The sequence below is a fragment of the Shewanella sp. CG12_big_fil_rev_8_21_14_0_65_47_15 genome (genome assembly GCF_002783505.1).
Classification (GTDB): Bacteria; Pseudomonadota; Gammaproteobacteria; order Enterobacterales; family Shewanellaceae; genus Shewanella.
In genome coordinates this window covers 1-4,624 of the sequence record NZ_PFGL01000035.1, presented here as the reverse complement: position 1 = coordinate 4,624, position 4,624 = coordinate 1, and the positions used below count along the sequence as shown (strand labels likewise).

Here is a 4,624-nt window from a genome sequence, read left to right as displayed (position 1 = left end):
ATCACAGCTCTCAATCCATTTTGAGGGACGCTTAGAAAACCATATCGATCTGTGAAATTAACCTGACACAGAATTATGAACAGCCTCTTAGAAAACCATATCGATCTGTGAAATTAACCTGACACAGAATTATGAACAGCCTCGAGCACATTTACAGAACCATTTCCATATACTAAAACTCGATGCACATCCACTTCGCAGTGATAGTCGGCGTAACTGGATGATGTAGTAAAAATAATTAACATAAACCCAAACATGAATATTCTAGTCATAAAGTACTTCCTATACTTTCTCATAATTAATCGCCCAGCTAATACTGATGATTACCATACACCGCGCTATCAGTAAGACCATATTTATGTTGCATAGTAACAATTAGAAAGTCAGTTCTCCTTACCAAGGGTGATTGACTTATTTTGCTATCACTAACAAACCTACATTCAATTTCAGCTTCTGGAAAATAAAGGGGTACCGTTGAAGTTAGGATTGATTCTCTTCGAAACTGAATTCTTTCACTAACCAATTCAAATGCAGCAAACTGCTGTAAATGCGCCAGCGCAGCACAACATGACATAGTCCCTAACTATTTCAAGAGTCATACTTCCAGTCCAAAAATATGAAACTCTGTATCGATTAGCCTCCAGTACTTGCTCTTTATACCCACCACCTATCAACTGATAACATTGATAATCTCGGCTTGCACAAGCGGTCAACAGCGGAATAATGAATAGTAGACACCACAACCTTATTTTTAGGCTTTTTGCCAGCCGTAATCTCGTGAGATTAGTAGACTCCGATTGCCTAAAATGATACCCATTACCATGGCATGTAATCCAACTTAGCAAAATTGTATATATTAAGGCCGCTTAGCGAAAATAGCATGAGCGTCAAAATCTTGGGTTTGCATCCGTGCAAGCGTTTTGGTTAACACCTCATCGGCAGCATCTTCAATCCGCTGTATCCCTAACGTTGCAACATAATCACTAAATGATGTGGAGACTTGTTCAAACAAAGCTGTGATATCGCCAAAGGCTGGATGACTGAATTGCGGGTTAGGCAAACCCCTAAGGGATCGCAGTTTCAGCAGCATTAACGCTGTCAAAGGTAAATATGTGTGCGGCCCACCATTGAACTCAAAAAAGCACTTTTTATCCCCGATAACAGCTTGTTCTACCTGATGATCACACAGGGTTTGCAGCATAGTGCTGATGAATTCGATATCCTGTGTGTCCCAGTTATCTAAAAATGGCGCATAGGGGAAAGGAGACGTTTTTCGCATTGTCACTTGCACTTCCGTGGCAAAAGGCGGCTCAATAACGCCCAAATAGCGCCCATACAGCAGCACCAAAAAATCGCCGATAAAGCCGTGGGAGCGAATGGCCCAGCCCGAACGCCAGGCGGTCGCCAAGGCGTGATACAGTTCGTCAGTCTCAGTCTTCAGTCCAGAAAACAGCATAAGCACAAGCCGAAAAGCACTGGTTGTCATCCATCCGGCATTGGCTATCTCACCTGTTTTCTCAACCGCTGTGTAGTATCGATAGTAGTCGATCGCGGTATTAAAATAGCCGTAAGCAAGCGAGCACATAAGCGGCTTAGGCTCAAGCAAGCCCGATTCAATATAGGTAAGCTGGGCTACATAGCCCCAATGACACTCGGGTACACCAAACTCAGCTCCAAATAATTCCCACTGGCGAAAATCCTCATCAAACTCACGATATTGTTTCACTCTCTCGAAACCATCTGTCATCCCACTGTCGATATAATCGGTCAGTAAATACTGGTCATATTCAAAGACGTTTTTGGCATAATCGCGCATATGTTTACGACTGCGACTGCGCTTATTGAGAAATTTGTCTAACATCATGTGCATCCTCTTACTTGGCTGGCGTCAAGTTTACCGTAACAGTATCAGACGTGCCTACCAGTGGCACCTTGACCGTGGCCAAAAACGGTTTTATTGGGTAGCCAGTTTTTAAAGTATCTCGTACCATTTCTCGTACAGCAGGCGTGACGCTTTTACCGGAAATTGTCCCATTGCTATTACATAAAAGGGGTCAGATCCAAATTAAACCAAATCATCCATTTTCCGCCATCCGACCCGCCTGCCGCGCTGACCCGCCCGAAGCCGCTGCCCCGTTAAAGCCTCCGCTTCTTCTACAAAACGCTCGTTGCCTAATACCAGACCTTTATTGGCTGCCTTGCGTATGTCATCTAACAGCTTTCCCTCGACCTGATATCTGAACAGTTCACGATAATGCGACTGCCACTCTTCGCCTGTCTTGCCCAATTTTAGATACAAGGGATGAGGGGTCAATAGTCTCGCCCGTTTCCCCTGCCCATTGCTTTGATAACTCGACCAACTGTAGTCAGCCGGATCGTCTACCATGCCCGCTCTGACCGGATTCAGCTCAATATAGCGGTAAAGCTGCAGCAGGTAGGTTTCTTCCTGCACCAAACAAGATCTAAAGCGCCCCTCCCACAGGGTGCCCGACCGCTTATAACTGCGGTTGAAGTACTACACATAGCGCCGTCCGACGGACTGCATCATCTGGGATATAGCCGTGGGCTTGTTGGGAGTGCATAGAAGATGCACATGATTGGTCATCAGTACCCCGTGGATCAACACCTCAAACTGCTCAGCATAATCTCTTAACCAGGTAACATAGGCCTTCATATCGTCGTCGCAGGCAAAGATAACTTGTCGATTATTGCCTCGCTGGATAACATGTTCTGGCACACCTGCCAACGACACTCGGGGTTTTCTTGGCATAACTATCTGCTGTCATCACTGGATTTGTCCAGGGTAGCATTTAAAGTGGATCTGACCCCTTTTATTTTCTTCGTTCAATATTTTCAAAACTAAGTTATTAGGCAATCAGCTCAGTTCAAAAAGCGAACGCAAACTTACCCTACAAAAAATCACTTATTATCTGAATTCAGGTCTGGCTTATATTTTTCATCTGAGAATATTTTTAGTGCACCATTGCAAAATGAAAAATGAATAACATTACTCCCATAACTATAGCTATAAGGATCTATATTCAAGTATCTTATTCCGTATTTCTTGCATGGCTTTATATCATAAATCTTGGTCAAATTCATTGAGCCATCAATTTTCTCCCCGGGATAAAGCATTACATAACTTTTTCCTAAATCAAAAACTTTATCAGCTTGCTTAACAGGGACTGGGAAACCCGTTTCATATTTGTCTTCATAAATAAAATATGTCGGATACGTTAAGTTAGAAACACTAACTTTAAATTGAAAATCAGTGACATTCTCAAAGGTTATTTTCGAATGCAAGCCAAGTTCGTCATAATACAAAGACAACTTTGAAGGATATAGCTCATCTGAGCTGGCATATGCATTAAACATAATAAATACACCTATCAGCAATAACTTACTACCTCGCAACATTGTAACCTCTTGCACTCAAGTATATTTCATAATTATAAGGATTAAAGCGTGTTTGATATGCCATCCCAGAGCGACTCATTGCAGCTTCACGACCTCGAGCAAAGCCATCACTCACTCCAGAGTTGATTGAACCATCATATGCATAATGATTAAAACCAACTAAATGCGCTGTTTCATGAATTAGAGTGCCCACACCAGCTTGTCCTGACATAACTTGATTCAAATAAGTTTTAGATATGTAGATATTCCCTTCCCATGCAGCTGCGAGTGGAACTTTTGTTTTACCCCAAGTGTCCATATGCTCTTGTGTTATCTTTTTTACATTTATTGCCGTAGTTCTATCCAATTTTTTATGAATTTTCTCAAATCCTTCTGCAACATCTTGACGAGCATCTTGGGTACCGAAAGCCTCCCGCAAACTATTTGATACACTTTTTGTTGAATTGCGCAATTTAAGTTCAAATGTCTCTGTCTTGGCAGCTTTTTTTTCTAATTCTATCTGTTTATCCAATTCCTTTATCTGACTTTCGGTAAATGGGCTATTATCTTCGAATATTTCAGGCTCAAAGGCTGAATTTTTAGCGCCCATTCCCTCAATCTTTCCCCCTCTCGCATCATAGGCTGGGCGCCCCCCTTTGCCACCGGCGCCCTCTGTCCCGGTCCCTTTGGCGCTGGACATGGACGTCAGTCCGGACACTGCCCCATAGGCCGCCATAGCGGCACTGAAGACGGCGCCGAATCCTCCTTGTCCATACTTGAACGCCTGCACTGAGTTGTAAATGGTATCTACGGCAGTATAAATGACATAAATGTAGTAGGCGACTACGACTATATCCGCTGCAACCTTGGCAGCCACCAGTGCCCCTATTACTTGGGCAATAATAACCACTGGATTATAGCCACTAGGATCCACTGCATTAAGGGGATTATTACGCACATAGCTGTATCGATTGTATGCCTGTAAATCGGTACCATCGGCAACCAATGGATCGACCCACCAAAGCGGGGACAGCCACATCTTTTTGTGTTTTTCAGCACCTTCAACTAGGCTTTAAATTACTCTGATTTTGTCTGTGTGGAGTTTGTGATGACCTCGGCCAGAAGACAGTTAATTGATGCCAATGCGACGCCTTTCTATCATGTGATAAATCGCTGTGTTCGTAGAGCTTTTTTATGTGGTGAAGATAAACTCACGGGCCGCAGTTAT

Annotated in this window: 5 protein-coding genes; all 5 read right to left on the bottom strand. The window is 43.2% G+C overall.

The genetic code is table 11. The annotated features are described in order from the left end of the window. Positions 1-856: 856 nt before the first annotated feature. Entirely contained in the window at positions 857-1,861 is a 1,005-nt protein-coding gene (locus COW15_RS09580; RefSeq protein WP_293632311.1) for a hypothetical protein, read from the bottom strand. A 204-nt stretch (positions 1,862-2,065) separates the two neighbouring features. Continuing rightward, positions 2,066-2,452, bottom strand: a complete 387-nt coding sequence (locus COW15_RS20760; RefSeq protein WP_363700133.1) for a transposase — start codon at positions 2,450-2,452, stop codon at positions 2,066-2,068. Positions 2,453-2,515: 63 nt separating this feature from the next. Next, positions 2,516-2,770: a transposase gene (locus tag COW15_RS20755; RefSeq protein WP_363700131.1), complete on the bottom strand. Its 255-nt coding sequence runs from the start codon at positions 2,768-2,770 to the stop codon at positions 2,516-2,518. A gap of 149 nt (positions 2,771-2,919) precedes the next feature. After that, positions 2,920-3,375 carry a hypothetical protein gene (locus COW15_RS09570; protein ID WP_293632309.1) on the bottom strand — a complete coding sequence of 152 codons (456 nt, stop codon included), beginning with the start codon at positions 3,373-3,375 and terminating at the stop codon, positions 2,920-2,922. A 28-nt stretch (positions 3,376-3,403) separates the two neighbouring features. Further along, positions 3,404-4,402 (bottom strand): hypothetical protein, encoded by a 999-nt coding sequence (locus COW15_RS09565; RefSeq protein ID WP_293632307.1) that lies wholly within the window; start codon positions 4,400-4,402, stop codon positions 3,404-3,406. Between the last annotated feature and the right edge of the window lie 222 nt (positions 4,403-4,624).